Genomic DNA, 24,867 nt, shown 5'->3' with positions numbered 1-24,867 from the left:
CAAGCATAACAGCGCCAAGACCGGCGACCTGAACGCCACCCGGACCGATTTTTGCTGCGGTGAATGTACCATCGGACGCAAGGAGGCCGCGCGTGTCACCTCGGCTGGTGACCGTACGTGCCGGGAATGCCTCCTAGGTCGGACCGTTAGGCCACGGCGCACGAGGTAGCGCCCTCAAGGTGGTGTGCTCCTCACGCTCCAGGCGAACTACGGCTTCATCAACATCGTGACCGTATTGGCCCAAGAGCTTAAGGCCTCATCAAACCACCGCGCTTACGTCCGGTGCGGCGATGGAGGTCTGGGAGGTCTTCGAGGGTGGGCCGCCGCAACGCCGGGCGAGTTCGTTCGGTGGGACGTTGTGACATCCGTTGGTTCGTCCTGATGTTGATGGTGGAGGAAGAGGAGAGCCGCAAGGATCGCGTGCGTTAGATGCGCCGCTTCGAATCTGTGTTGCGATGTGCGTGCCATTGGCAAGCGCAACGCGCGGCCTCAGTGCCAGCCCTGAGGTGGTACCGAAAGTCACTTGCCCAGGAGCGAAACAGGCACGCCGCGCGTTCGATATCAATGCCCATCGGGCGCACAAATCTAGCTAGCCGAGGGGTGCCTGCGGGATACAGGGGGGTATGCGAGCGCGGATGAATACGTAACGCTAGCGCTTAGGATCAAACTCTTTCGATCTATGAATAATCTCTTCCCAGTCCAGAATGGCGATCGTCTTCTGGGACCGGCCCTTCCAGCTTCCCCCGTAGACCACTAGCTTGTCGTTAACCCGCATCATGCCTCGGAGCGGAAACTGGACGTTGGCCGCACCGATCTCTGCCTCGGACTCAACGTCGAATACGGTCAAAAGACCGTCATCATTTCCCGCGCAAAATGTCTTGTTATCGATACCGGCCACGCAGGTGTACTTTGTCGATTCTGACGCCGCGATGTATTTGGTGTATTTTCCCGCTGAAAGCTTAACCTGGGCCAGTGCTCCTTCGCCGCAGAGAATTAAGCTGCTGTGATCCATCGGGCACATATCCGAGATGGTAAAGTCAATCGGAATTTTTCGATCTACCGAGAAGTGGTCGTTGATGAAGAAGAGGTTTTGTCCGGCTGCCACTACGACCTCTTCTTTAAGGACGCTCATGCGTTGAATACTTCTGCCGAGCGTGAGCTTTTCGGCTCCATATTTCAACAGCGTGGTCTCATCTAGTGTCCAACGTCTGGCGATTCCATCTCGCGTCCCGCTCACGACGCCCCAACTGACAACAGCAACCGCTGACACATTTTCCTGATAGATTGAATCGAACTCCAAGCTTACAAGAGTGGCGGGGTTTATCGTTTCGAGACCTTCTTCATTTCCAGCCACCACGGCCTTGGAAGAGCGGGCGAGGCAATTGATGGTTCTTTCGCCAATTCGATGACGGTCGGAAACTTTGCCAGTGAGGACGTCCAGTACGTAAACCCAGCCGTCTTTTCCCCCTAGGATTAGCTTGTTTTCACCCAGTCGAGTAGCGCAAACCATGGGCTCGCCAATGGAAGCAGCGCGTGTCTTGAGCTTGAGCTGCTTCTGCTCAATCGGCTTATCGCTAAAAACTTGATGCAGGAGGTTCGCGATATCACGGGAGATTTTGTTGCTCTTGGCCACGAGAGTCGAAAGGTCCTCGGTGAACTCGCTCTCGTCCCGATATGCCTTCTTGAAATGTTCGGCTAGTGCTCTCAGCTCATCAACGATCTTGTCTGCTCCTTGTTGCAGGAATCGGAATATACCCTGATAAACGACATCCTGCTCCAGAGAGAGCTTGATCGCGAAAGCAGTGGCGCTCAGTCGTTGAACGACTAACTTTGCGGTTCGAAGAACCTCAGTGTTGCTCACGCGCATTAGATGAACTTCAAAGTGCTGGTACGTTATGTGTGTGCGAGTGAGTAGCTCATTAACGTCGTCCTTAAGTTCCAACACGCTTTGCTGGATGAGCCGCACGTCTATGTAGGGGGTACGCATAAGCGCAGCGATCTCCGCCTGGGCGCTTATAATTATCTCAGGGTTCAAGGATCGCATCGCCCGCTCTAGATCCGCGTACAAGCGGTCCATAGCGGAGAGCAGCTGTTCGGCTGAGTAGACGCCCTCCTCGTCATCCTTATCCCGGAGATCATTCCGGAATTGGTAAAGGCCATCACGGATAATAAAAATCGTCTCGAAAAACTCCTCGCTCCAATAGTCTGGATCAAGTCTTAGTGAGTCGCAGAGAGCGTCAAGGCTCGTTTTGTCGAGGACGTGCTCTAGGGGGAAATTCGTGCGCCTAGCGAGATCGGCGATGGTATCCACATCGTCTCGCACGCGTTTAAGCAATTCATCTCGTGAGTTCACGGTCGTGCCTCGCAGGACGTTGCGAATCGTTCAAAGGTTGTAATTATAGCACCCTTATCTGAGATTCCGAGCGGCGGTGGAGCGGGTTGATGACGGAGAATTCTGCGACCGATGCCGTGCACATCGGGATGGCTATCTTTCAGCTCTTGGGGACTTACGTGCTGGCATGCTTTGTCGGCGCTGGCGGCGGCGTACTTGTGGCGAAAACGTATCTGTCAGAAAAGATCAAAGCCGCGATCAGAAGCGAATATGAGGAAAGGTTAGAAATTCTGAAGGCTGACCTCAAGGCAAGCAACGATATAGAATTGGAGAAGTTGAAAGCGCAACTAAAAGCGCAGGGTGATGTAGCGATTGAACGGTTGAAGAGCGAACTGGCTGTCGTTGCTGCTCAACGCAATGTCGAGTTTTCACACCTTCACTCAAAGCGAGCAGAGGTTCTTGCGGAGGTCCATGCCGATCTGCGCGATGCATTGGATGCAACGGCCGACTATACTAAGGCGTTCGAACCCGTTGGTGGCACGTCACGCGCGGAGCGAGGACTGAAAGCGGCAGAGGCAACGAACAAGTTCATTCGTACATTTCGAACAAAAGAGATTTATCTCCCAGAGGCTGCTGCTGATAAAATGCGTGTTATTGCCGACGAATTGAAGTTTGCGTTCTTTCAGTTCCTCTACGGTGTGGACTATGGAGACCTGGGTGCAGAAAGAACGACGAAATGGCTTGAGATTCAAGAAAAGATAGAAAGGCTTTCTGGCCCGGCAACCAGGGAGTTGCAAAGGGACTTTCGTGGCCTCCTTGGCGATCAAACTACCGAGGTCGACTAGCCTCTTCTTAGTCGGGCCGCGCGGCCTTCAGCCTCGGTTTGGCATGTGGCTCTTTATCGCTAGACGCGCCATCGCTAGACGCGCCCGCTCCTGCGGTTGGCGATGGGTCAGGATGTTGCAGAGACAATCTGCCGAATGCGAAACTACAAATCGGAGTAACGTCCGTTAGACGGTTTTGTATGGAGCCAATGGCATGAAGATCGTGGCTTATAGGCGCGTTTCGACGCAGAAGCAGGCAAGAGCGGGCTGGGTCTAGAAACCCAAGTGGCGGCCATCCAAGAGTTCGCCCGTACTCGGGGCGGGAGGATCATCCGAGAATACTCCGCGGTGGAGAGCGGTAAGACCAACGAGCGGCTACAGCTCGCGGCGGCACTCCACCACGCCAAGGTCACGGGCGCCACGCTGGTGATTGCCAAGCTTGACCGTCTATCTCGTTCAGCATCATTCACCCTCACCCTGAGAGACAGCGGCGTGAAGTTCGTATGCTGCGACATGCCCAAGGCCAATGACCCACCATCGGTGTGTTGGCGGTGGTTCTCAGGCAGAAGCGCAAGCCATCTCCAGGCGCACCACGGACGCATTGAAGGTAGCCCGCAAGCGCATTGCGGAGACTGGCCAGAAGGCACACCGCAGGATCAAGCGGCTCGGTAACCCGAACGGAGCAGCGGCGTTGAGGCGGGCAGGGAAAGGCAACGCGACTGCCATCGCCACCGTCTCAGGTAACGCGGACCAACGCGCACGTGACCTCGCTGAGGTGGTGAAGGACATCCGGGCAAGCGGTGCGGTGACGCTGGAAGCCATCGCGAACGAGCTGAACGGCCGTGAGAGGATGACGCCGCGTGGTGGCCGCTGGTATCCGTCTTCGGCGGCTAACCTACTGCGGAGGCTTGAGGCGTAAGGCTTCGTGCCGCGTGGTCGGGGGTATGCACGTTCCCACCAGGTCCCGGCCTCGTGGAGGCATACGGGGGAAGTTGCTTTGCCGTTGGTAGGCCCTAGGGCTCGCGTGAGGGACCCTTATAAAATATCCAAGCGCGAATCAGGGGCGGGGGCCGGGTGAAATCATTCTTAGAAAATTTTGGTTCGATCCTAGGCGGGGTCACAGTTGCACTGCTGTTAATGTCGGTGTGTCACGAGTATGGATATTTTCTTGCTGTAGGCCAGCACTTCCAGACCATCCTGACCACAACCGACTACTTTGGAAACGCAGTCCTCTGGCTTCCCTTCATGGTAGTCACGATGTACATCAGCATTGACTGGAACGTCTTACTTGGCAGGCGGATCATTAAGCCGTTCGGAATTAACTGGGGCAGTCTTTTCTGGTTTGCCTTGATTGTGGTCTGGCCAGTTACCGCGCTCTTTTTGCCTTTCGCCGGACCGGCTGCTTGGGTTTGGGCGATTGCTCTTCTTTGGATGATGTACAGCGATAAGCTTTTGCCGTTCGAGGATGCGGAAGATGAGACACTGTTGCTTCTTCGAAGGGCGATGGTGGTCCTGCCAGTTGTGAGCGCTCTACTGTTTGATCACGGATATTCCCATGGCCGGGAAGACTTGCGGACGTTTGACAGTCCATACGACATTGAGATTAGGAGTGGCGGCACAATTCATCGCATTATGCTGCGCAGTCTAGACAAGGGTCTGCTCGTGAGGGACGCCGCAAACAATCGCGTCGAATTTTTAAGGTGGGACGATGTTGTGCGGCTGAGTCGCCTAGCCCGGCCAATGACGACTCCTTTGGCGTGCCGGTGGCTCGGTTGGAACTGCCCCGAATCTATTGATCCTTGACTGGCGATGATTCAATGAATTTTCGAGAAGCTGGAAAAACTCTTATCCTCGTGTCCGGTTGGGTCGCGACGCTTTTCGTCGGGGTTCTCGACCTGCCACAGAAAATCCATTCGTTCTCTGAAACACTGCCGGCTGCCAAAGAAGATGTCGTAACGTGGTGGAATCTCAATACCGAGTTCACCGGCTCATGGACCAACGATGGCGATATAACCTCAACCAGCGGCGCAATGCCGGTTGCGCTGAAGATACGCGTCTACGGTGGGAAGGTGGATGGAGAAATATGGTCTAACGGTTTGAGCGACACGATCCATCCCACCATTCTCTTAGGCGGCGACCTCCGTCACGGTAAACTGGACGCCTATGCATTCGACTACATTGGTGGGAGAGAGGTTGTTTATGCCATCTTCAACATCGAGAAAAAGGGCGACAATCTAGTTCTGGTGACACGCGAACAGCAGGTCCAGTTCTTTCCGAAGGAAGCAATGCTTTTCGCTAACCCCGATGCTTTGAAGGAAAAGCCGCTTACAAACTTCGATTTGATTCTGAAGATGCTTAAATCGCAGAAAAAGTGATGTGGGTATTGCTGCCACAACGCTTTCTCCGCTGAGTAACAGGACTGGTAAACATCCTCGCTGGCTGCTAGAAAATCTTCAGATATTTCAAGGGCAACAGCGTCGGGCAGCGCAATCCGCCCCTGGGCACCGTTGGGCTTCTCAGATAGCCAGCAACCTTGCAGTTCGTTACGGCCACGGGCCGTGCCAGACGTAGCGGCTGCGCCAGGGCGTTGCTCGCCGGTGATGTTTCCCGCCTTTCTTTCGCCCAGGCCGGTTCCCCCAGGCGACGTCGTTCGCTCCTATTTCACCATTGCAGCCAAGGTAGGCACATCGTTTCATGCTGGCTGACGGCGACTGGTTCTACTTCGCCGGCATCACCGCCGTCGCACGCGACAAGCCCCATCAGGATGCTCGCCTCGACATGGAGGCTAAGACGACACGAACCAGCAGCGGCTCAACCTGCTGATCGATTTCGCCAAGAACCGCACAGGCGTGCAACCGGGCGGCTATTTGAGCGACTCCCAGATCCATTCGGTGGCGCTGGCGTTGAGATTGGCTGCGATCCAGCAGTTTATGTCGGCGCGCCCATCATCGCGCTGGATGACATCGTCACCTCCTATGATGTCGATCATCGGCGTACCATTGCCGGGCTCATCACCACCATGTTCGGTGGCAGCCAAATCCTGATTACCACCCACGACGAGCGGTCTTTCAACTGTTTGAAGGACCAGCTCGAGGCGAAGGCCTGGCACTTCACTCGGATCATTGGCCCCGATCCAGCCTACGGGCCGCGTTTCGCTGACCACAAAGTGAGCGACGAGATGATCGAGGCGCGTTGGGCTGCGGGCCAGTCGGCGGCCAACGAGATGCGCCAAGCCGAGGAGGAATGGCTTCTCGGCATCTGTCGGGATTTCGTGGTCAGCGTGCGGATCCGGTCGCTGGAGAGGCCCTATTCTTACGAACGCAGCGAGTTGGCATCGGCACTCGCCGGCCTGCTCAAGGATGCCAAGCTCGCGCCTGCGCTGGTGCCCCGGGGTCAACAATCGCTTTCTCGACAGCTTGGTGAAGGGCGAGATCGAGAACTTTGGCAGCCACTTCCAGGACGGACCTTATGGCGACGGCTCGATAGGCGACGAGAAGGCGCGCTGGGAGGAGTTCAAGGCTTTCCGCAGCCAGTTCGCCTGCAAGAAGTGCAGCCGGACGAAGTTCCAGCGGCCCTTTGCTCTCAAAAAGCCGGTATGCGCGCATGATAGTTGCGAGGCGCAGTTCGAGTTTGCGGCAGCAGCGGCAGGGGGCTGAATGGCAGGGCGTTCAAAACCCGTCGAGCTGGCGACGCGCAGCTTCGAAAAGCAAGGCGACGCCACGGCTTTCTTCAAGGCCATGCTTAACCGCTACCGGCCCGGTGAGCGGCTGAGTGACGAGGATGGCCTCGACGTTGCGGCCCTTCTCGAGCGCCACACTGAATATGTCGCCAAGGTGGGCTGTGGCGTCGGCCATTTCCAAGTCATGATGACCGAGCATGGGACGCAATGCTTCCGGATCGTCCGCACGGATGGCAGCGGCACGGATTTCTCCTATCCACACTGCATCTCCCAGCGGCCACCGAGCCGTAAGCAGGAGGTCGCCCAAGCTCTTCGACGTACGGTGCGCTTGGATCTTTGCAAGGCCCGCGATAATTTCTTCGCTACCCACAGCGGTTCTGACGGCTTGGTTTCCTGTGCCGTTACGGGCGAACGTATCGCACGGAACGAAGCGCAGATGGATCACCGTCCTCCCGATCGCGACCCTTGGAAAAGGTCTCCGCTGAGGGCACCACGGCCTCTATCGCTGTGGCGCAGATTGCTCCGACCCCCGGAATGGTCATTAAACGTGAAGCGACCTCGTCCCGTCTGGCGACGCATGCGTAGTCCTTTCTCCAGTTCTGCTATTTGCTCCGACAGGGCCGCCGTATGCTTCATGAGATTCTGGCAAAGGGTCCGGGCAGACGTCATATCCTGTCCCGGCCCCATAGCAGCCAACACAATGGGGTGCTTTCCGTGCCGTTCTCGGAAAGCACCGCTCGGAGCGGAACGAACGCGATGGCGATCGTCGGTCCGCGCCGATCAGCTCCGGCCGTAAACTTCGGCACCGCCGCCGCGCGCAGGGCCGGCGGTAGGATCGGCGCCTTCAGGAAGATCGACGACGAGCGAATGGGTCGTCAGGATCAGCTTGGCCACCGACACCGCATTCTCGAGAGCGGCGCAGGTAACCTTGACGGGATCAATCACGCCGGCTTCGAACATGTCGGTAAATCTGCCGCTCCTGGCATCGAAGCCCGTGCCGGGTTGCTCGGCGGCGACCCGTGTCACGATCATAGCGCCATCCTGTCCGGCATTGCCGGCGATGATCGCCAATGGGCGCTTGATCGCGTCGCGGACCAGCATCGCACCGGCTTGCGCGCCATCAACCTCCTGATCCACCAACGGATCGAGCCGCGCTGCGACCTGCGCGAGGGCGGTACCGCCACCGGCCACCACACCTTCGCCACGGGCAGCCCGGGCTGCGTTAAGGCCATCTTCGAGCAGTTGCGCCGTGCGTTTTTGCTCGACCGGCGTGGCGCCGCCTGCGAGCAGGACTGCGGTCCCGCGGGTGAGCTTTGCTAGGCGATCGGCCAGCTTGTCGCGCTCGATATTCTGCGGTGCCTCGTCCCACAGCTTCTGGACCAGTTGCCGCCGCCCGTCGATGGCCGCCTTGTCGCCATTGCCGCCCAGGATCACGGTCGCGGATGCGGATACCCTCGCGCGCGTCGCATTGCCCAGATCGGCGATCGTCGCCTCCTCGATCCGGGCACCCAGGTCGCGCGCGATCACCCGGCCACCCGTCATGATCGCGAGATCCTCCATCATCGCCTTGCGCCAATGGCCGAATTCCGGCGGATTGATCGCGACGACGGTGCCACGTCCCTGAAGCCGAGCCTGCATCACGGCCGCGATGACCTCAGGCGCGATCTCGTCCGCTACCAGCAGCAGCTGACGCCCGCTTTCCTTGAGCTGGTCGAGGATACGCAGGATCGGCTCGGCCGATGGCACTTTGTGGTCGGTCAGCAGGATCGCCGGATTGTCGAGTTCGGCGGCCAGGCTCGAACTGTCGGTCGCCATATGGTGCGATACGAATCCGCGATCGAGCACGAGCCCTTCGTCGACCTCCAGCCGCGTCGGTGAGCCCGGCAACGCATATTCGACATGGACGACGCCTTCGATGCCGACCCGCTCGAGCGCTTCCGCTATAAGCTCTCCCAGTGACGTCTCGGTGGCCGCGACGCTTGCAACCATGCGCAATTCGCCCTGACGCAGCGGCCGAGAGCCCTCTCGCAGTGCTTTGATGACCAGATCGCGGGCGTGGTCCATGCCGGCGACAACGTCGACCGCCTTGTGCTCGTGCTCGACCAGTTTCACGCCATCCTGCACCAGCGCATTGGCGAGCGCTGTCGCGGTCGTGGTGCCGTCACCGGCGATCTCATTGGTCTGGGCGGACACCTCGCGAACAACCTGCGCGCCCAGATTCTCGAACCGGCAGGGTAACTCGATCTCGGCCGCGATGCTGACACCATCGCGCGACACCAACGGCGTCCCGATCGGGCGATCCATGATGACGTTGGTTCCCGTGGGGCCGAGCGTACCGACGACAGCGCGGGCAAGCTGGTCCACGCCGCGCGCAAGCGCCGCCCTAGCTTCAGCATCGTAAAGCATGATCTTGGCCATCTATCGTCTCCTGTGTGCGCCGCCATCCGTTGGGCAGAGCCTTGTCATTCCGGTCTGGCTAGCGGGATCGGCACGCGCCGGTGGCGCGGCCGCCGGCGCGTGATCGTGTCATTCGTATTGGAGTGCCTCGTCCATGTCCCCGAAGAGGATCACGGTGTTCTCGTCAATCATCACCATCCGGCCGTAATGGGTGGAGGTGGAAATCTCGAAGATGTGCGGTGTCATCTCGCGGCCGAGCGCCTCGCTGATCTCGGCCATGTCGAAGACGATCTTACCCTCGCCGTCCACACGGATCATCGCCGGCAGGTAGGTGACCTTGATTCCGGGACGCTGTTCCATGATCTCGGCGATGCAGCGTGCCTCGACGCTGTCATTCATCGTCACCCCGCATTGATGCGAGATGGTGCGTTCCTGGGTGATGTCCTTGAGCGGCGTGAAGAGCTGCTGCCCGGTGGTAACGGCCATGGTGTGGGTTCCTTTCGTGACGCGACTACTCGACGGGCTCGGCGACCTGCAGCTCCGGCATCGGAATTTGCGTCGAGAAGACGCCGATCTCCGACACGATCGCCTGCAGGCGGTTGATCGCCGACGCATAAGATTCGACGAACTGCGCGGATTTCACGCGCGGCTGTGACCAGATGGGTTGCAGATCGAGCGCCGCCTGGGTCGCGATCGGCGAATATTTGTCAAACCAATCGTGCAGCAGGCGCCGATTGTCCTCACCATGCGCGGGATCGCGCACGAGGGTCGCAAACAGCTCAACCGTATTGGCAAGGTTGCGCTCGTAATCCGCTTCCGCCGCTGAGATGACGACGGGCGACGAATAGTCGCTCTGTGTCGCCGCGACCTGCATGACGAAACCAGAGCGGAACAACTCGCCTACCAGTGGCTCGAATAGCACGTTGACGATGAAATACTGCTCCAGGAAATCCTCGGCGCCGCGTGCAGATTCCACGAGTTCGCGAGCCTTCTGCCAGATCGAGTTCTCCAGCCAATTGCGCTTGCCGGCGTCGACGTCGAAGCCTTCGATGTCGAGCGCAATCTCGCCGATATACAGCGTTAGATCCTGCGCCAGCCGCAGCTTGTAGGACGAGTTGGTCAGGATCGCGTTGTTGACCATTTGGGTATAGCCGTAGCGCTGCGCGCGCATCAGCGCGGTGCCCAGGCCATATTCGGCATGCTTGAAGGCACCCAGATGATCTTGCAATATTTTCACCCACGCCTTGTCGAAGCGCCTCGGCGCGCCGGCGCGCCGTGCGTTGTCGATTACGTTCTTGATCATGCCGCAGATGTTCGACTGGCGTTGATAGTGCGTCCGTTCCCATTCCTGGTCGGGCGCGCGATAGAGGTGCCAGTCGCTGCTCTTCAGCGCGGTCCACTCCTTCGAGTATGTCGGCGTGCCGTCCCCGAAGGAAATGATCCAATTCTGGAGGAGGTAGCGTTCGGGGGCCGGCTGGACGTCAACGGTGACGTCCTCGTAATGCGTCGCCCGACGCCCCTTCGGCTCGAAATAATTATAGGCTCGGCTATCCGATCCCGGGAAGGTCTTGGCGCCCGCCGCTGCGGACCTCTGCTCCTGCTCCATCACTCGTCCAGACATCGTCTTCTCCCTCTCTCTCTTGGGCATTCGGCCTCATGCTTGGGTGGCGGGCCTGAACTTGTCGAAATACATCCTGGCCGGGTCGATATCGGCCATTTGCAGGATCGGCAGTGCGGCATCGATCATCGGCGGTGGACCGCAGCTATAGGCGTCCGCTTCCTCGGTATTCTCCATGTCGAGCAGGTGGCGGCGCAGCACGTGGTGGATGAATCCGGTTTCGCCGTTCCACTCCGAACCCGCTTCGACATGTGACAAGGCGGGAATGAACTTGAAGTCGGGCATCCGCGCTTCAAGGTCGGCGAAGACGTCGAGCGCGAACAGATCCTTCGTTGTCCGGGCGCCGTAGAAGAAGCGAACCGGGCGCGTCTCGCCGCTTGCCGCCTGGTCGAGCAGGATCGACATCAACGGTGCCATGCCCGATCCGCTGCCGACCAGGATCATCGGCCCGTCGCGCTGCTCGCGACGGAAGCAAGAGCCATAAGGCCCCTTCACCGTGATCGGATCACCGATCTTCGCCTCGCCGATCGCGGTCGAGAAGGCACCGCCGGGATAACGCTTGATGATGAACGCCAGGCGATCGGGCTCACTCGGTGGATTGCCCATCGAATAGGAGCGCGTGATCTCCGCGCCATGAAGCGTCAGGTCCGCAAACTGTCCGGCCCAGAACTTCATCGGTTCGTCTAGGTCGATCGCGATGCGAACGATGTCGTGCGTCAGCGGCTCGACGCTCGCCAGCTTTCCGTTGAACGCCTTGACTGCGATCGAGCGCGACAGCAGGTCCTCGTCATAGTTGAGCAGCTCGACCTCGACGTCGCTATAGACGAGCGTCCGGCACAGCAGGACCTGACCGCTTTCCTTCTCCGGCTCGGAGAGCGCGAAGGTCGAATATTTGAGCATCTCCACATCCCCTTCGTTGAGGATGCATTTGCACGCGGAGCACTGCCCTTCCTTGCAGCCGTGCGGCAGCGCGACGCCCTGGCGGAAGGCTGCGTCGAGGGCAGTCTCACCTTCCTCCACTTCCATCTCGACCCCGACCGGCTCGAGACGCACCTTGTGCACCGCCGGCCTGCGCTGAGGCATTTCCTGTCCCATGATCATTCTCCGTGAGGCAGTCGCAGCGGAGGCCGGGGCAGGCGGCGACACCACCTCCCCGGGCGCCGGTGGGGGTCAGATCCGGCGGATCTTGAAACCCTTGCGATAGTCCTCGACATGTTTGGCCCGCGCCTCGGGCTTCAGTTCGCGCAGCGCGAGCAGCGGGCTGCGGATGGTGTGGCCTCGGACATGGTCAAGCGTCCACATGTCCTTCTCCTCGAACGACATGTGCGGCTGAGCGATCAGCGTCTTGCCGTCAGGACGCACGAAGCCCATGTCAACGATGGCGTCGGCGAGATCCCAGCCGTCGTAGACCTCTTCCCACTGGCGGCGGCCCGAGAGGCGGCCCATCGCCGGGGTCGGACGGCCCTGATATTCGGCGGCGAACGCTTCCTTGTGGGTCCAACGGTCGACCTCGCTGGCATAGGTGAACAACTCGCCGTCCACCTCGTCGACGCAGAAGTCCTCGCGGACGACGCATGGCACCAGGCTCGACCAGCAGCGATGCGGATAAACGTAGCCGGTGTCGGCGAAGGTGATGATCTCGCTGCCGGGTTTGGAGAGTTTCTCGTAATTCTCCCACCAGGCGCCGAACTCGTTGTACCAGCCCGGATACTTGGCCTCGAACCATTCGAAGTCGCGCTCGGTCTGCGCCTCGATCCGCCAGAAATTCGCCCACCAGCCGGCCGAGATGGCCTGCGCGACCTTGTGGACATAGCCCTTCTTGACGATCGAGTCGAACGCCTCATGGACGTCGTCGTGGTGGATCTTGATGCCGTATTTTTCCAGCGGCAGCATATAAGTGCGATAATAGTCCTCGAAGATCCAGCGGTGCCACAGCTCCGCGTAGCTCTCCTTATTCTTGTCGCGATTCTTGGTGCCATATTCGATGATCGTACCGATCATCGCGTCAACGAACATGTGGTTCTGCCAGAAGGAATAACGAATATCGCGTTCCAACAGCAGATGATTATCTGGCTCCTTCAGTACCGACATCAGCATCGAATGGCCGTTGCCGATATGGCGGCTTTCGTCGCTCTGGACCGAGAGGAATACGGTCGGCAACGCGTAGTCGCCGTTGCGTGCGGCCTCCGACGGCATCGCCACAAACAGCGTGTTGGTGAACGCCGTCTCGGCGGCGACTTGGAGATAGATATTCGATGCGGTGATCGCATCACCGGTCAGGAAGGCCTCGCCAAACTGCCGCCCGATCGTCGTCGCAGCGCATTTGCCGAACGCCTTCTCTGTGATGTCGAACCCGGCCGGATCGATATAATTCTCCATATACCATTTCTTGAGGTTCATCTGGATGGTCGAGTGCCGGAACTCGTCCACCATCTGCATCGTGAAGCCGGTGCGCAGATGATCGCCGGGGGCGAGCTGTCCGAGCGGCGCCATTGCTCGGGCGGCCGAAATCTCGGGGAAGGGGATGATCGCCAGGAACAGCTTCATCCATTCAATCCAGCGCGGCTCGACGTTGCGGAACATGTCGCCGCGCAAGGCTGCGTCGAGCGCGCCATAGACGCGATTGTCCTTCTCTTCCTGCATAGGGAAATAGGAACGCAGCACCTGCTTCATCGGGTCGCGCGGCGCCTTGCTGATCTTGTAGTCGGTCGGGAACGCCATCGCGTCCTGCACATAGGACGGGGTCCAGCCCAGATCGGCGATGAGGCGCGTCGCCTCCCCGATACTGATGCCCTTCTGGCTTGTGATCTTGTTGAGTGTGAGTGCCTCAGTCATCGCTCATCTCCTTTCCCTGGCGCGGCGGGGCTTTTTGCGGTTTGGCTGTGACGACATGGCCCGATCATCAGGCACGGCCACCGCTTGAGTCCGCTCAGCAACATACGTGCCAAGGGGAGAAGTCCTGGATTTCTTGGAATAGGCGGAACGGGGCGCGTCATCGATGCGACACGACGCGCAACACTATTGTCCCGTCGGTGACGCAGATCTGTTCCGTCGACGCGCGATGCGGGTCCGCCGATCGTCTTCGGCTCTGCACAGAAACGACCTGTTTCCGTCACCCCAAGCGCCTCACCTTCCTGCCTGGCATCATCAAGCATGGCATTTGCCATCGCTTCACCTCCTCCCATCAGCTCATGCCAGCCTGTATCCCAAGCGAACCGCGCGATGACGAGGTGGCGGCCTCATGTCGGTTACGGTGGTTTTGGGAAATTGGCGAAGCATGAGGTGAACTAAAATCGACCTCGGGATGAGAATCTCGCGCCAGTCGGGAGCCGCGGCGTGAACATCTCATTTGAATTGCAATTTGCTTTCCTTGAGCAATCGCGCGTCGCGCGATCCGAAATCCAGAACCTGGGTCGCCTTACTGAGTAACGACAGGCTTTGATGGAGGCGTTTTGGATGCTTGAGGCGCAAGGATATATCGCAATTTCGGTCATCTATTTGGTCGTCGCCTGGGTTCATTGGCGGTTTTCAAACAATGCTCACGTTGCGACCAGCCAATCGACGACGGACGAATCGAATGAGCAAGGAGCCAGAGAATGAACAAGGAGACCCTGATCATCTGCGCGAGTTACGCCGCCATCGCACTGATCTACTTCGCGATGGCGATTGCTCATGCGGTGGGCATTTAGAAGAAGCGGGCGAGTGAGAGTGCACTCGCCGGCTTGATTGCTAGCTCTCAGGGCCGGATTTTGTCGGTATTGGTTGGCAATGGCGAGCACCGAACACTGCTCATATATCCGAGTTTCTCGAGGTCGATGGACGAGTTAACGTCGCGATTCAATCTTGGCATCTCGATGACCTTCGATGTGGATGGCATTGCATGAGCCAAAGACAATGTCCGATCCTTCATTCCAGAGGCTTGAGTCTCTTGGAGTGTCGGAGGGGAGAACATGATCTGCCCTTCCCGATTGGCAAAGGTAGCCCGCGCAGTCTTGATCTGTAAGGCGATCTCGGAAATCTCATTTTGCCTTTTCTTTAGCTCTGCTGTGACTTCCTTTTGCTGCCTCACAAACGAGGCGACGACATCTGCTAGCGATTCCGAGCGCGCAGGCTTAAGGGACTGGTTGATCCAGTGCATCTCGGCAACTTCAGCTCGCAACTGGAGAGAGAATTCGATCATCGTAATCGTACTCACAACGAGAGCGACGCCAGCTATTCCAAACCCTAGACGCAAGCACCATCGCGTCGTGAAGAAGCGCGCAATGGCGTTTGCAGCAGCGCCGAACCGCCCATATGGGTGGAGGTCTCCTCGAGGCTTCGGATCGCCCTGAGACTTTGCCGTCAGCTCGCGCAAGGCCTGCGGCATTTCGGGGCGCAGTCCCGCGGCTCGCAGTTCCTCTCGAATAACGGCGTCCGGATAATCAAGAACATCCGTATGATCTTCCGGCGGGTTCGCGTCGAGGCGAGCCAAGATCGTTTCGATCAGCGGTTTATCCATGTTTACTCCTCCAATTCAGCGATCTTGGTGCCAGACGGCGGCTTACGCTTGAGGCGCAAGTCGTTCCCTCCAAGCTCCAGAATGATGCGGCGCAAACTCTTCTTGAGCGCGTCCACTTTCTGAGGAGAAACACTCATGGCCTCGGCTATTTCACGCGAGGTTCTCAGTCCTGCGAGCAAATGCATCGCCACTTGGTTGGCCCCTGGGTCCTGTTGTTCGATGAGTTGCGAAAGACCCGCAATCGACAGTGCGTCGTCTTGAGTGGGACGCGCGGGGAAGCGGATCACCGCTTCATCATCGAAATCGAACAACCTTGCGCCTGATGATCTCATCTGATCGCTGCGAATGCTTCGCATGATGCCGACGAGATAGACGAAGAGTTCGTATTTCTTTAAGTCAACCGTCCTCGTTGTGAAGCTCCGCGTAATGGCTTCTTGCGCAAGTTGTTCGGCTTCGTGCCGCCTGTTCGCTCGGCCGGCACTCATCCGATAGGCGACAGCGAGGACTCTTGGATAGAGGTCGTCCCAATCGATGTCGTCCACCCAGTCCGGTCGTTTTTGCATTCTTCACCGCCTTGATCGAGGCATTCCAATGCCCGCGCCCCCATCGGGTTGGCGAACAGCTGAATCTCATTCGGGTAGGCGAGCCTGCGGCACGTTTTCATCCCACTCGATCAAATAAATTCAACAACATAAAAAATTTTGCAAAATCAGCGACTTGTTCTTGCAAGACACTGTCGTCGCAACGTGCCGGCGATCTGCAAGCTCGGCTTCAAGGTGTTCAGCTAGGGGCTCTTCACGAAGGGCACCGTCAAGGAGACGCTCGGGACGATCAATCAGCCGATCGTCATCGGCGTGTCGCCGTCCAGCCGGGCGACATCGTCAGCGCGGATGATGACGGCGTGATGATCGTGCCGAAGGCGACCAGGGCGGCGGTCGTGAAAATCGCAGCCGCACGTGACGGGAAGGAAGCGGGAGCCATGAAGGCACTCCTGGACGGTGGCTATATTCTCGAGCTTTCCGGGATGAAACGGCTGCTTTCCGCCAACAATTGCACCCGGGACTGAGGCCGGGCGCCGCTTTTCGCGCCGACGGCACCGGCAAGCGAGAATTGGCGGTGATGAAGGCGATCACACGGTTTCCTCCGGCGGCAAGAGCATCGCGCATATCCTGCATCGCCTGATCGGCTTCGTTTCGCAAAAATCGCCGGCCACGTCATCCTGTTGGATGGCGAGCGTGCTGTCGAAAGCGAGCGAGACGGAAAGCCGTCCCCGCTCTCCTACCGAGCGGGGGCAGGAACTGTCTGGATCAGATCATCCAGCAGACCAGGTTCACTGCGGAAGACCAAACTTGATGCATGGGATCGGAGGCATCGAAGGGCGCTTCAATTCCATGAGTTGCGGTCTTGGAAAATGCAGGCCGCTACGGGCGCAGCCGGAAAGATCGACCGAGCGCCAGGGCCTAGTAACCAGGCCAATTGCCAAAGGGTGAATGGCGCTTCGGGTCTTCTCATCAGCCCCCTAGGTAGCGCCGTGAAGGGGCTCAGAAGGGCGGGAGAACCACCAGGGAACTGACGGCTCGGCTCTGCAAAAGACTCGTTTAGGGATCATTGATGATCCGGAAGATACGTAGACATATCAAATTGACGACAGCTCGTATGATCTGTATACGTATCATCTAGCTCTTGGATGAATCGAGAACGTATCATGTCGCGCGCACCGGATCCGCTCCTCAAGGACCTTGGCCTGCGCTTTCGCAAGGCGCGGTTGGCCGCTCGCTTGTCGCAGCAGCAAATCGCCCAGCGGGCCAATATCAGCAGGCCTCGCTATCGGGACATCGAAACGGGGGCTGCCGCCGCCCGTGCAACCACACTTGTCAACGTCGCACGCGCACTTGGCATGGAGATGATGCTGATCCCCCAGGCGATGGTGCCCGCTGTTCAGTCGATGCTTCAGCCGGCGGATAGTAATGATGATCGTCCTGCGTTCACGTCGGATGTCGAAGACGAGGAAGGATCATGAGCGCGACACCCCACGCCGCGGAGCGTATCCAGGCGCTCGATATCTCGTTGAACAATCTTCCGGTCGGCACCCTCGTCCGGACGCCGGGCGACTACAACGCGTTCAACCTCTTGCCTTCTTATCGGAGCTTGAACAACCCGCCGATCTTCAGCCTGTCGCTTCGATCGATCGATGGCGGCCTTCGCAGGGACCCGAAACCGATCCGCGGCGCACTTCCACCGTTCTTCGCAAACCTGCTGCCCGAAGAGAAGCTGCGCGAGGCGATGGAAAAGCACCACGCGGCGTCAGTCAGGCCGGGCAACGATTTCGATCTCCTCGCAGCTCTGGGAACCAATCTGCCCGGCGCGGTGCGCGCGCTGCCAAGTGACGGCATCCCCGTTCCCATTGGTTCGAAAGCGGAGGGCAACAAGAAGGCGCGCTTTTCGCTCGCCGGCGTGCAGATGAAACTGTCGGTCATGAAAAACACGGGAAAGGAAGGCGGGATCACGCTCGCGGTGGACGATGAACAAGGGCAATACATCGCGAAATTTCCCTCCCTCACGCACATCGGCCTATCGGAGAACGAATTCGCAATCCTCGCCCTTGCGGAAGCGCTGGGGATGGACGTGCCCGCCCGCGAACTCGTCGACAGATCAGAGTTTGCCGGCATCCCGGAAGAATTCAACACCATGTCCACGGGCAAGGTTCTGCTTGTCCGCCGTTTCGACCGCGAGGCTAGCGGCGCGCGCGTGCACATGGAGGATTTCGCGCAAGTGTTTGGCCGATATCCGTCCGAGAAATACACCGGCGCAGCCTATCACAACATCGCGGCAGCGCTGAACAGCGGCGTCTCCTTCGATGCAGCTATCGAATTTGTGCGACGCCTCGCCCTCACAGCGCTCACCGGCAACGGTGACATGCATCTGAAGAACTGGTCGCTGCTGTATCCCGGAGATGGCCGGACACCAACACTGTCGCCTGTCTATGACGTGCTTTCAACGATTCCCTACATCCCAAAGGACGGCATGGCGCTCAGCCTTGCCGGCGAAAAGTCATTCAAGGCGCTGACCCAGGAGCGCTGGCGCAATTTTGCAAACCGCAGCCGTCTTCCGGAAGGGGCCGTGGTGACAGCAGTCGCTGAGACTGCGGCGGTTGCGCGCGACAAGTGGTCGGCTCTTCCCGAACGCGATGTTGTGCCTGCGCAGGTCCTCGAGCGGATCGATGCGCATGTCGATGAAATGGCAGCCATCCTCGACCTTTAAGGTCGGCAGGTCTTGAAGCGCACATCACCCGATCCTGCCATCGCATAAGGGACGTTGCCGAATGCGCTCGCTCACAGATTTTCCAGCCAGCCTTCCGGGCATCATGCCAATCAAGAGGCGACGGCTCGTTCTCGAAGGCGATCTTCTTTCTGCGGCTGAAGGCGCCGATATTCGCCCGCGCATCAGCTCTTTCCCGATCTCGTCACCGAGGTCGGCCCCGATGCGGCTGCGACAATCCTCGTCGCAACGAAGCGAGAAATTGCCGCGTCGATCGCACAAGGAGCCGCGCATCCAATCGACGCCGATAAGAACACCGCGATCCGTCCAGCGGGCCAGGTGGAGACCGGCACTCGCGGCGTGCCCTGCAGCGGAAGCCGGCCGGTCCAGTTCGGAACGGCCGTATGCAGAAGCCAGCCGAGCATTTGCCGCGAGGCAGCCGAACCGCATTTCCTCGAAGGTCTCCCGCAAATACGCCAGCCACAGTGGGATCACCGCGCCGGCATAGATTAACCCCAGCAGGAAGAACGCGGAAGCTGTAGGACGTCGCGGGACCCTGGTCGTTGTGAAGGCGCGGGACCGACATACCGGGCTTCCCCTACTTGGAGTGGGGGCTTGACGGCTTCCAGTTTCTCGAACAGCGTCGCAAACATCTGCTTGGCCTTGCCGGCCTGCGGCACCGCCTTGGCCTGCTCGATGTTGGTCGGCGCGCCGACCACGATCATCGCCACCATGCCCATGGCGTAGTGCGGCACGCACTTCACGCCATAGATGCCGGCCTGATCGAATTTCACACTCATGTCTTCGCCATTCTTGCCGACGAAGGGAGCCGCGCCGTCCGGCAGCATGCCCTTGATGCTCGCGGCATTGTGTCCCTTGTCGGCGGCAACGAATTTTGACGGTGTCGCCGGGTTCGATTTTCACCAGCGCCGGCTCGAACACCATGAGGCCGCCATCTGAACCCTTGTTCAGCATCTTGACCTCGATTTCGGTCGGAGCAGCGAAGCTCATCACGGTCAGCATCGCTGCGGCATCCAGAAGCAGCGCCTTGTGCATTGTGATCTCCTGTCGTCTCGCGTTGACGGACTTCGACGACATCCAGGATGTCAAAGCGACCGAGCAGCACAGATGGAGGGGGCTAACCAACGCGAGTCCTTGTCGGGAAAAATTCGCGCCGCCCCTTGAAACCTTTTCCGGCCTTCTTAATCTTTTCGGCGTCGCGACCGCGGCGATCGGGATGCTCTCGGGGCCCGCGAATGAGTCGGGCGCCGGACGGTGTCCAAAGCCTGCTCGTACCCATCTTGCTCCAGGGAGGATTTGGCGATGAGGTATGATTGGACTCCCCTCGGGAGGTCCGCCATCGGCTTCGACCATCTTTTCGACGTTCTCGACGAGGTGCAGCGGACTGCCGAGGAGAGCTATCCCCCTTACAACATCGAACGTCTCGACGAGAACCGTTTCCAGATCTCGGTGGCGCTGGCCGGATTCACGCCGGACGAGGTCGCGCTGACGGTCGAGCAGAACGTCCTGACCCTCGAGGGCCGCAAGAGCGAGAAGGAAGAGAAGACCTACCTGCATCGCGGCATCTCGGCGCGCAATGTCAAGCGCCAGTTCACGCTCGCCGAGCATGTCGAGGTCAAGGGCGCGCGCTTCGAGAACGGTCTGCTCATCGTCGACCTGCAGCGGGAGATCCCCGAGGCGATGAAGCCGCGCCGCATCGCGATCGACGGCACCGCTGCGAGCAACGTCACACAGATCGGATCCCGGTTCGCCTGATCGGTCCCGAAATCTGAAAAATCCGAAACTGCCGCCGCGAGGACCTGCGCGGCGGATGCTGCAACTCGTCCTGGATCAGGAGGCGACCATGCGGCCGACGACCGCGCCTGACGACAACATTGTCGATTTCAACTCTTACCTTCATCCCGGCGCCCGTTCGAGCACCCGCGGGGTGTAGTCTCACGCCCAGGCCTCAGCTTTTCCGGGAAGCGCGCCATCCTGGCCTCATGGGCGTCGGATGCGACCGCGATCGCGTCGTGCCCGTCGCTGCGGGCTCCCGAAGGGCTCAAGGCGGCGGTGACCATCGACGAGATCCTGGAAGCACTCTGCGCGCTGGACGGCGGCCCGCGGCAATTGCATGCCGGCGTCGCTATCACTGTCCCGCGTTTGGGCGCCTTCTTCCATGACCGATCGAAGCTGCCGTCCGATCCTCGCTAGCAAGACGCCGCCGGTGACATCCATCGGCATCGCGCAGGATAATGATCGACCCACATCGCCGGCGCCCTGATCAGACATTCCCGCCCGCCGAAGCCAGGCGGCTCGGACTTCCACGACACCTCCAAGGGTGCGAGCTGGCTCAACATGATTGAGATCGAGATCGAACATCTTGCGGGGAAAATGCGTCTATCGCTGGATCGATGATCTCACCGATTGCGCCGCGCGATCACCGCTTGAGAACGGCCGAGGGATGCCGGGATGCTCCCGCATCAAATGGATGTTCGCTACTGACAAGGCCCGCGCCAAAATCGGTCGAAGCCGATCCCAGACCCTTCCAAAGAGTCATGATCGCTATGCAGAGGCACGCGTGCGGTCGGAGGCGGGTAGCGGCGCCTCCAAGCCGCTTATGTCCGAAAGCAAACGGACGGCTTGTCCGAAGCTCGCCAAGCTACCGCGAACGCGACATTGGACGCGACAAGCCAGAGGCCATGAAGGCCGCTTTGGCACTGGCCTCAATCCTGCAGTCGCGAACGCTGCGTGTGTAAAGCGGCGCAACAGCATCAGGAACGCAACGATTTTGGACTGCGATGACCCTCTGCCCGTCGCAGGGTGAGCTTCGACGCATTTCCATCTCGGTGTGTCGCTGATGCATGCGCTGCGGCGACATGCGTGAAACAGATGTCGTACCCGGTCCACCGAAGGACGGGTGCAAATTTCTGTGCGTGATCAGCCTTCGTTCGATGATGACGCACATTATGGGGTGATGATGCGATTTGAAGTTCTTACCTGGGGGGCCGCAACAGCTGCGCTCGTTGCAAGCGGAGCGGCCAATTCAACAGATCTAAAGCCGGCAGCAAAAGTCCCGCCGAGACCGTGGAGCTGGAGCGGAGGATATATCGGCGGTCAGGTCGCCGGGGGCTACGGCCGGACGTCGTTCAGTGATCCCTATGGTCCGTCAATCTACGGGGACGCGTTGACACGCCTGCATTCCTGGCTGGCGGACAGCTTGGCTACAACTGGCAGAGTGACCGCTGGGTGTTCGGCGTCGAACTGGAGGCGAGCCGTACCGTCTCGGACGGCACAAACACCTGTCTTGCCTTCTCCAGCGTTGCTGTGATCGCAACCTGCAACGCGGGTCCAAGCGTCCTTGCCACGGCAACCGGTCGTGTGGGTTACGCTTTCGGCCCGCACGGCCACACGCTGGCCTACGTCAAAGGCGGCGCCGCTTGGCAAAACAATCGCGGTGCGATCGCCAATCATAACGAATTCCGGGACAGGAACTTTGCCGGCTTCCCGCGGCATACGACGCAGTTCGATGACGGTCGCTTCGGCGGGACTGTCGGCGTCGGCATCGAGCAGCAGCTCACACCCGCCTGGTCCGTCAAATTTGAGTACGACTATATGGGGTTTGCCGGCCCTCGTGTGGCGACCCCTCCAACCGTGCAGCGTCCGCCCCTTGCGATCATTCCTGCCAGCACCAGCAGCCTATCCAGCGATTATCACGTCGGTAAAATCGGCTTGAATTATCACTTTGGCGTCGATCCGAGGGCGGAATGGGCCGATGCGCCGCTGCACCCCGCAACAGCGACCGCCGAAGCCAAGCCTGTTCTATCGACAGGCGACTGGTCGCTCGAAGGCGGCTCACGGGTCTGGCTCAGCCGGGGAGCTTTCCAGTGGGACTACACAATTCCGCCCCGGTTTCCAGGAGATGAGAGCGTTCCCAGTTCCAGGCTCACCTATCAGGGGCTCGACGGCGTGTCCGGCGAGTTGTTCGGACGCCTTGACAGCCCCTTTGGGATATTCCTGAAGGGCAATATCGGCCTCGGACGCTTCAACAAAGGAAAGATGAACGACGAGGATTCGAGCATCTTGAACCGTGCCTATTCCAACACGTTATCAGGTCAGGCGAACGGACGGTTCGTGTACTACACGGCGGACGCCGGCTACGATTTTCTGCGCGGCAGCACCTACAAGCTGGGCGCATTTATCGGATGGACCTCCTACGGCCAGAAGTCTGATTCGATAGGTTGCGTGCGGATCGCCTCGTCCTCGCCGGCCCGGGCATGCGCGGGGCAGCGGCAGATCATCGGCAGTCAAGACACCAATTGGAATGCGCCGCGCATCGGCCTCAGCGCCGAGGCTTTGGTGCTTGAACGCTGGCGCGTGAGCGCCGACGTAGCGTACCTGCCATGGACCGATTTCACTGGTCGCGACAACCATCTCCTCCGCCCAGCGACAACTTTCTACGATCAGCGCGGAGACGGTGGTGGAGGCCTTCAGGTGGAAGGGGTGCTCTCCTACTTTCTCACCAAGAATGTCAGCATCGGAGTTGGTGGCCGATATTGGTCAATGTGGACCAGGAAGGACAGCGATGTGACCTACAACGCCAATTTAGAGAATACCCGCGTCCAAGGGCCTGCTCTTGCGAAATACCGCATGGAACGATGGGGCACGTTCATCCAGGCCTCCTACAAATTTGACTGACAAGCCAGGTGGCTCTGCACGGTGTTTTGACCGGTTGCGTGCGGCGGCGGTCAGATGTCGTGCGCGACAAGTGATCGCCCTTCCAGAACGCGATGTCGTTCTACGGGACCCTGATAGTTGCGCGAAGGCGCGCGACCGACATACGGGAGCTCTCCTACTTGGAGGGAGTCTTGGCGGCTTCCAGTTTCTCGAACAGCGTCGCAAACATCTGCTTGGCTTTGCCGACCTGCGGCACCGCCTTGGCCTGCTCGATGTTGGTCGGCGTGCCGACCACGATCATCGCCACCATGCCCAAGGCGTAATGCGGCACGCACTTCACGCCATAGACGCCCGCCTGATCGAATTTCACGCTCATGTCTTCGCCATTCTTGCCGACGAAGGGAGCCGCGCCGTCCGGCAGCATGCCCTTGATGCTCGCGGCATTGTGTCCCTTGTCGGAGGCAACGAATTTTACGGTGTCGCCGGGCGCGATTTTCACCAGCGCCGGCTCGAACACCATTATGCTGCCGTCAGAACCCTTGTTCAGCATCTTGATCTCGATTTCGGCCGCGGCAGCGAAGCTCGTCATCGTCAGCATCACTGCGGCGGCCAGAAGTAGCGCCTTGTGCATTGCAATTTCCTGTCGTCGCGAGTTGACGGGCCACTAACTAGAGCTGGAAGGCCGGTCGAGATTTGAGCTGACGCAATCTTTCCGAAGAATCTCCCTTTTGTGATCACTCTGGAGCTGCCGCGGAGAGGAAATGCCGGCAATCGACCGTTCGGTCGGGATCCCGTTGTTTTCCTGACTTTCACCTGGAGAACTCGAAACTTCGCGTCAGGCGCGCTCCGTCCGCTATGAGAAGGACACCGCTGTCGTCGAGCGGGGCCCGATGCGAAGTTGTTTCTCGTGCTGTTGCACGGCCATTTGCGCGTTGACAACACGACGCCGTGCTGTCCGTCGGTAGCGCGGCAACGGCTGGCGGCGAAATTTGCGGTGCTTGCGGTGAATGCGCTACAGACCGTCGGCCGCCGGCTGCAGGACACCCAGACGCGGGTGCTGGAAATGTCGCGCCAGCCGGTCGAGCAGCGGGTTTCGCATGCTGTTACGCCTTTCCGAGCAGGTCGGCGGCAAGACCGACCCGGGGATCGATATCCTGCATCCGGTCAGCCAAATCCTCGGTGTATGGCGCAACGCGAGTTGGTTGAAGGCGGTCGCCAGTGGATCGTTCTGCGCAACCTCATGAGTCGTTCGGGCTTGCCGAGGCCAGCCGAGGCGGTTTCGGCCAAGCTCAACGTAATTTGCGCGGGCTCGCGCAGCCGTTCCAGAAATTTCTCGAGATCGATCCCGTGTTCGCGGTAGGCCTCGTCGACCGCGTGGAAGGTCGCGATCAGGCCGCCGGCGAAATGCATGTTGAAATCGAGGGAGATTCGGATGCTCGAAGGCGAACGCTGTATGATTGTGTCGACAATCAGCTCGATGGTCGGGAACGCGATCTCTATCATGGTGCCGGTCTGCGCGTCTGGCGTTGCCGCCTGTTGTGTTAATGCAAGCAGCACGGCGATGACCGCTTCGCCGGATTGACG

General features: G+C 59.4%; 22 protein-coding genes and 1 pseudogene. 12 read left to right on the top strand and 11 right to left on the bottom strand.

Going from position 1 to position 24,867, the window contains the following annotated elements; genetic code table 11:
• Positions 1–649: 649 nt before the first annotated feature.
• Positions 650–2,311 (bottom strand): hypothetical protein, encoded by a 1,662-nt coding sequence (locus tag ACLFLU_RS36240; RefSeq protein WP_426409447.1) that lies wholly within the window; start codon positions 2,309–2,311, stop codon positions 650–652.
• A 131-nt stretch (positions 2,312–2,442) separates the two neighbouring features.
• Between ACLFLU_RS36240 and ACLFLU_RS36235 the strand changes: the two genes are divergently transcribed.
• The 6 genes from ACLFLU_RS36235 (at position 2,443) to ACLFLU_RS36210 (ending at position 7,631) form a co-directional block, all read left to right on the top strand.
• Positions 2,443–3,177, top strand: a complete 735-nt coding sequence (locus ACLFLU_RS36235) for a hypothetical protein (protein WP_426409446.1) — start codon at positions 2,443–2,445, stop codon at positions 3,175–3,177.
• 264 nt (positions 3,178–3,441) lie between these two features.
• A complete protein-coding gene (locus ACLFLU_RS36230) occupies positions 3,442–3,828 on the top strand; it encodes a recombinase family protein (protein ID WP_426409445.1) in 387 nt (128 codons plus the stop codon).
• A 402-nt stretch (positions 3,829–4,230) separates the two neighbouring features.
• Positions 4,231–4,959: a hypothetical protein gene (locus ACLFLU_RS36225; RefSeq protein ID WP_426409444.1), complete on the top strand. Its 729-nt coding sequence runs from the start codon at positions 4,231–4,233 to the stop codon at positions 4,957–4,959.
• Between the two features lie 14 nt (positions 4,960–4,973).
• Complete coding sequence (locus tag ACLFLU_RS36220) at positions 4,974–5,531, top strand: hypothetical protein (RefSeq protein ID WP_426409443.1); 558 nt, start codon at positions 4,974–4,976, stop codon at positions 5,529–5,531.
• 389 nt (positions 5,532–5,920) lie between these two features.
• Positions 5,921–6,763 (top strand): hypothetical protein, encoded by an 843-nt coding sequence (locus ACLFLU_RS36215; RefSeq protein ID WP_426409442.1) that lies wholly within the window; start codon positions 5,921–5,923, stop codon positions 6,761–6,763.
• 49 nt (positions 6,764–6,812) lie between these two features.
• Complete coding sequence (locus ACLFLU_RS36210) at positions 6,813–7,631, top strand: DCL family protein (RefSeq protein ID WP_426409441.1); 819 nt, start codon at positions 6,813–6,815, stop codon at positions 7,629–7,631.
• On the opposite strand, the gene groEL is transcribed toward ACLFLU_RS36210, so the two are convergent.
• The 7 genes from groEL to ACLFLU_RS36175 all read right to left on the bottom strand — a co-directional run bounded on the left by groEL (position 7,616) and on the right by ACLFLU_RS36175 (position 15,911).
• Positions 7,616–9,253 (bottom strand): chaperonin GroEL, encoded by a 1,638-nt coding sequence (gene groEL, locus ACLFLU_RS36205; protein WP_426409440.1) that lies wholly within the window; start codon positions 9,251–9,253, stop codon positions 7,616–7,618. The genes ACLFLU_RS36210 and groEL overlap by 16 nt on opposite strands.
• Positions 9,254–9,361: 108 nt before the next feature.
• Positions 9,362–9,718: an MmoB/DmpM family protein gene (locus ACLFLU_RS36200; RefSeq protein ID WP_426409439.1), complete on the bottom strand. Its 357-nt coding sequence runs from the start codon at positions 9,716–9,718 to the stop codon at positions 9,362–9,364.
• Positions 9,719–9,743: 25 nt separating this feature from the next.
• Positions 9,744–10,853: an aromatic/alkene monooxygenase hydroxylase subunit beta gene (locus ACLFLU_RS36195; RefSeq protein ID WP_426409438.1), complete on the bottom strand. Its 1,110-nt coding sequence runs from the start codon at positions 10,851–10,853 to the stop codon at positions 9,744–9,746.
• 33 nt (positions 10,854–10,886) lie between these two features.
• Positions 10,887–11,945: an NADH:ubiquinone reductase (Na(+)-transporting) subunit F gene (locus ACLFLU_RS36190; protein WP_426409437.1), complete on the bottom strand. Its 1,059-nt coding sequence runs from the start codon at positions 11,943–11,945 to the stop codon at positions 10,887–10,889.
• A gap of 75 nt (positions 11,946–12,020) precedes the next feature.
• A complete protein-coding gene (locus ACLFLU_RS36185) occupies positions 12,021–13,685 on the bottom strand; it encodes a methane monooxygenase (RefSeq protein WP_426409436.1) in 1,665 nt (554 codons plus the stop codon).
• Between the two features lie 901 nt (positions 13,686–14,586).
• Positions 14,587–15,348, bottom strand: coding sequence for a hypothetical protein (locus ACLFLU_RS36180; protein WP_426409435.1), 762 nt, complete (start codon positions 15,346–15,348; stop codon positions 14,587–14,589).
• 2 nt (positions 15,349–15,350) lie between these two features.
• Positions 15,351–15,911 carry an RNA polymerase sigma factor gene (locus ACLFLU_RS36175; protein WP_426409434.1) on the bottom strand — a complete coding sequence of 187 codons (561 nt, stop codon included), beginning with the start codon at positions 15,909–15,911 and terminating at the stop codon, positions 15,351–15,353.
• Between the two features lie 11 nt (positions 15,912–15,922).
• On the opposite strand from ACLFLU_RS36175, the gene ACLFLU_RS36170 reads away from it, so the two are divergent.
• The 3 genes from ACLFLU_RS36170 (at position 15,923) to ACLFLU_RS36160 (ending at position 18,609) form a co-directional block, all read left to right on the top strand.
• Positions 15,923–16,414 (top strand): hypothetical protein, encoded by a 492-nt coding sequence (locus ACLFLU_RS36170; protein WP_426409433.1) that lies wholly within the window; start codon positions 15,923–15,925, stop codon positions 16,412–16,414.
• Between the two features lie 639 nt (positions 16,415–17,053).
• Positions 17,054–17,368 carry a helix-turn-helix domain-containing protein gene (locus ACLFLU_RS36165; RefSeq protein ID WP_426409432.1) on the top strand — a complete coding sequence of 105 codons (315 nt, stop codon included), beginning with the start codon at positions 17,054–17,056 and terminating at the stop codon, positions 17,366–17,368.
• The gene (locus tag ACLFLU_RS36160; RefSeq protein ID WP_426409431.1) at positions 17,365–18,609 is read left to right on the top strand and encodes a type II toxin-antitoxin system HipA family toxin; all 1,245 of its coding nucleotides are present in this window, start codon (positions 17,365–17,367) and stop codon (positions 18,607–18,609) included. The genes ACLFLU_RS36165 and ACLFLU_RS36160 overlap by 4 nt, the downstream gene beginning before the upstream one ends.
• Positions 18,610–19,115: 506 nt before the next feature.
• Here the strand turns inward: ACLFLU_RS36160 and ACLFLU_RS36155 are convergent.
• Positions 19,116–19,454: a plastocyanin/azurin family copper-binding protein gene (locus ACLFLU_RS36155; RefSeq protein ID WP_426409430.1), complete on the bottom strand. Its 339-nt coding sequence runs from the start codon at positions 19,452–19,454 to the stop codon at positions 19,116–19,118.
• A 475-nt stretch (positions 19,455–19,929) separates the two neighbouring features.
• Between ACLFLU_RS36155 and ACLFLU_RS36150 the strand changes: the two genes are divergently transcribed.
• From ACLFLU_RS36150 to ACLFLU_RS36140, 3 genes and pseudogenes are all read left to right on the top strand, one after another.
• A complete protein-coding gene (locus tag ACLFLU_RS36150) occupies positions 19,930–20,382 on the top strand; it encodes an Hsp20 family protein (RefSeq protein WP_426409429.1) in 453 nt (150 codons plus the stop codon).
• A gap of 88 nt (positions 20,383–20,470) precedes the next feature.
• Positions 20,471–20,820 (top strand): annotated as a pseudogene (locus ACLFLU_RS36145) (hypothetical protein).
• A 1,035-nt stretch (positions 20,821–21,855) separates the two neighbouring features.
• On the top strand, positions 21,856–23,304 hold the full coding sequence (locus tag ACLFLU_RS36140; RefSeq protein WP_426409428.1) for an outer membrane protein: 1,449 nt from the start codon (positions 21,856–21,858) through the stop codon (positions 23,302–23,304).
• 154 nt (positions 23,305–23,458) lie between these two features.
• On the opposite strand, the gene ACLFLU_RS36135 is transcribed toward ACLFLU_RS36140, so the two are convergent.
• Entirely contained in the window at positions 23,459–23,914 is a 456-nt protein-coding gene (locus tag ACLFLU_RS36135; protein WP_426409427.1) for a pseudoazurin, read from the bottom strand.
• Positions 23,915–24,447: 533 nt separating this feature from the next.
• Positions 24,448–24,840, bottom strand: a complete 393-nt coding sequence (locus ACLFLU_RS36130; RefSeq protein WP_426409426.1) for a hypothetical protein — start codon at positions 24,838–24,840, stop codon at positions 24,448–24,450.
• Between the last annotated feature and the right edge of the window lie 27 nt (positions 24,841–24,867).

Source organism: Bradyrhizobium ganzhouense (assembly GCF_049949285.1).
GTDB classification, from domain to species: domain Bacteria; phylum Pseudomonadota; class Alphaproteobacteria; order Rhizobiales; family Xanthobacteraceae; genus Bradyrhizobium; species Bradyrhizobium ganzhouense.
Note: the sequence above shows the minus strand (reverse complement) of the source record. Positions and strands in the feature narration are given on the sequence as shown.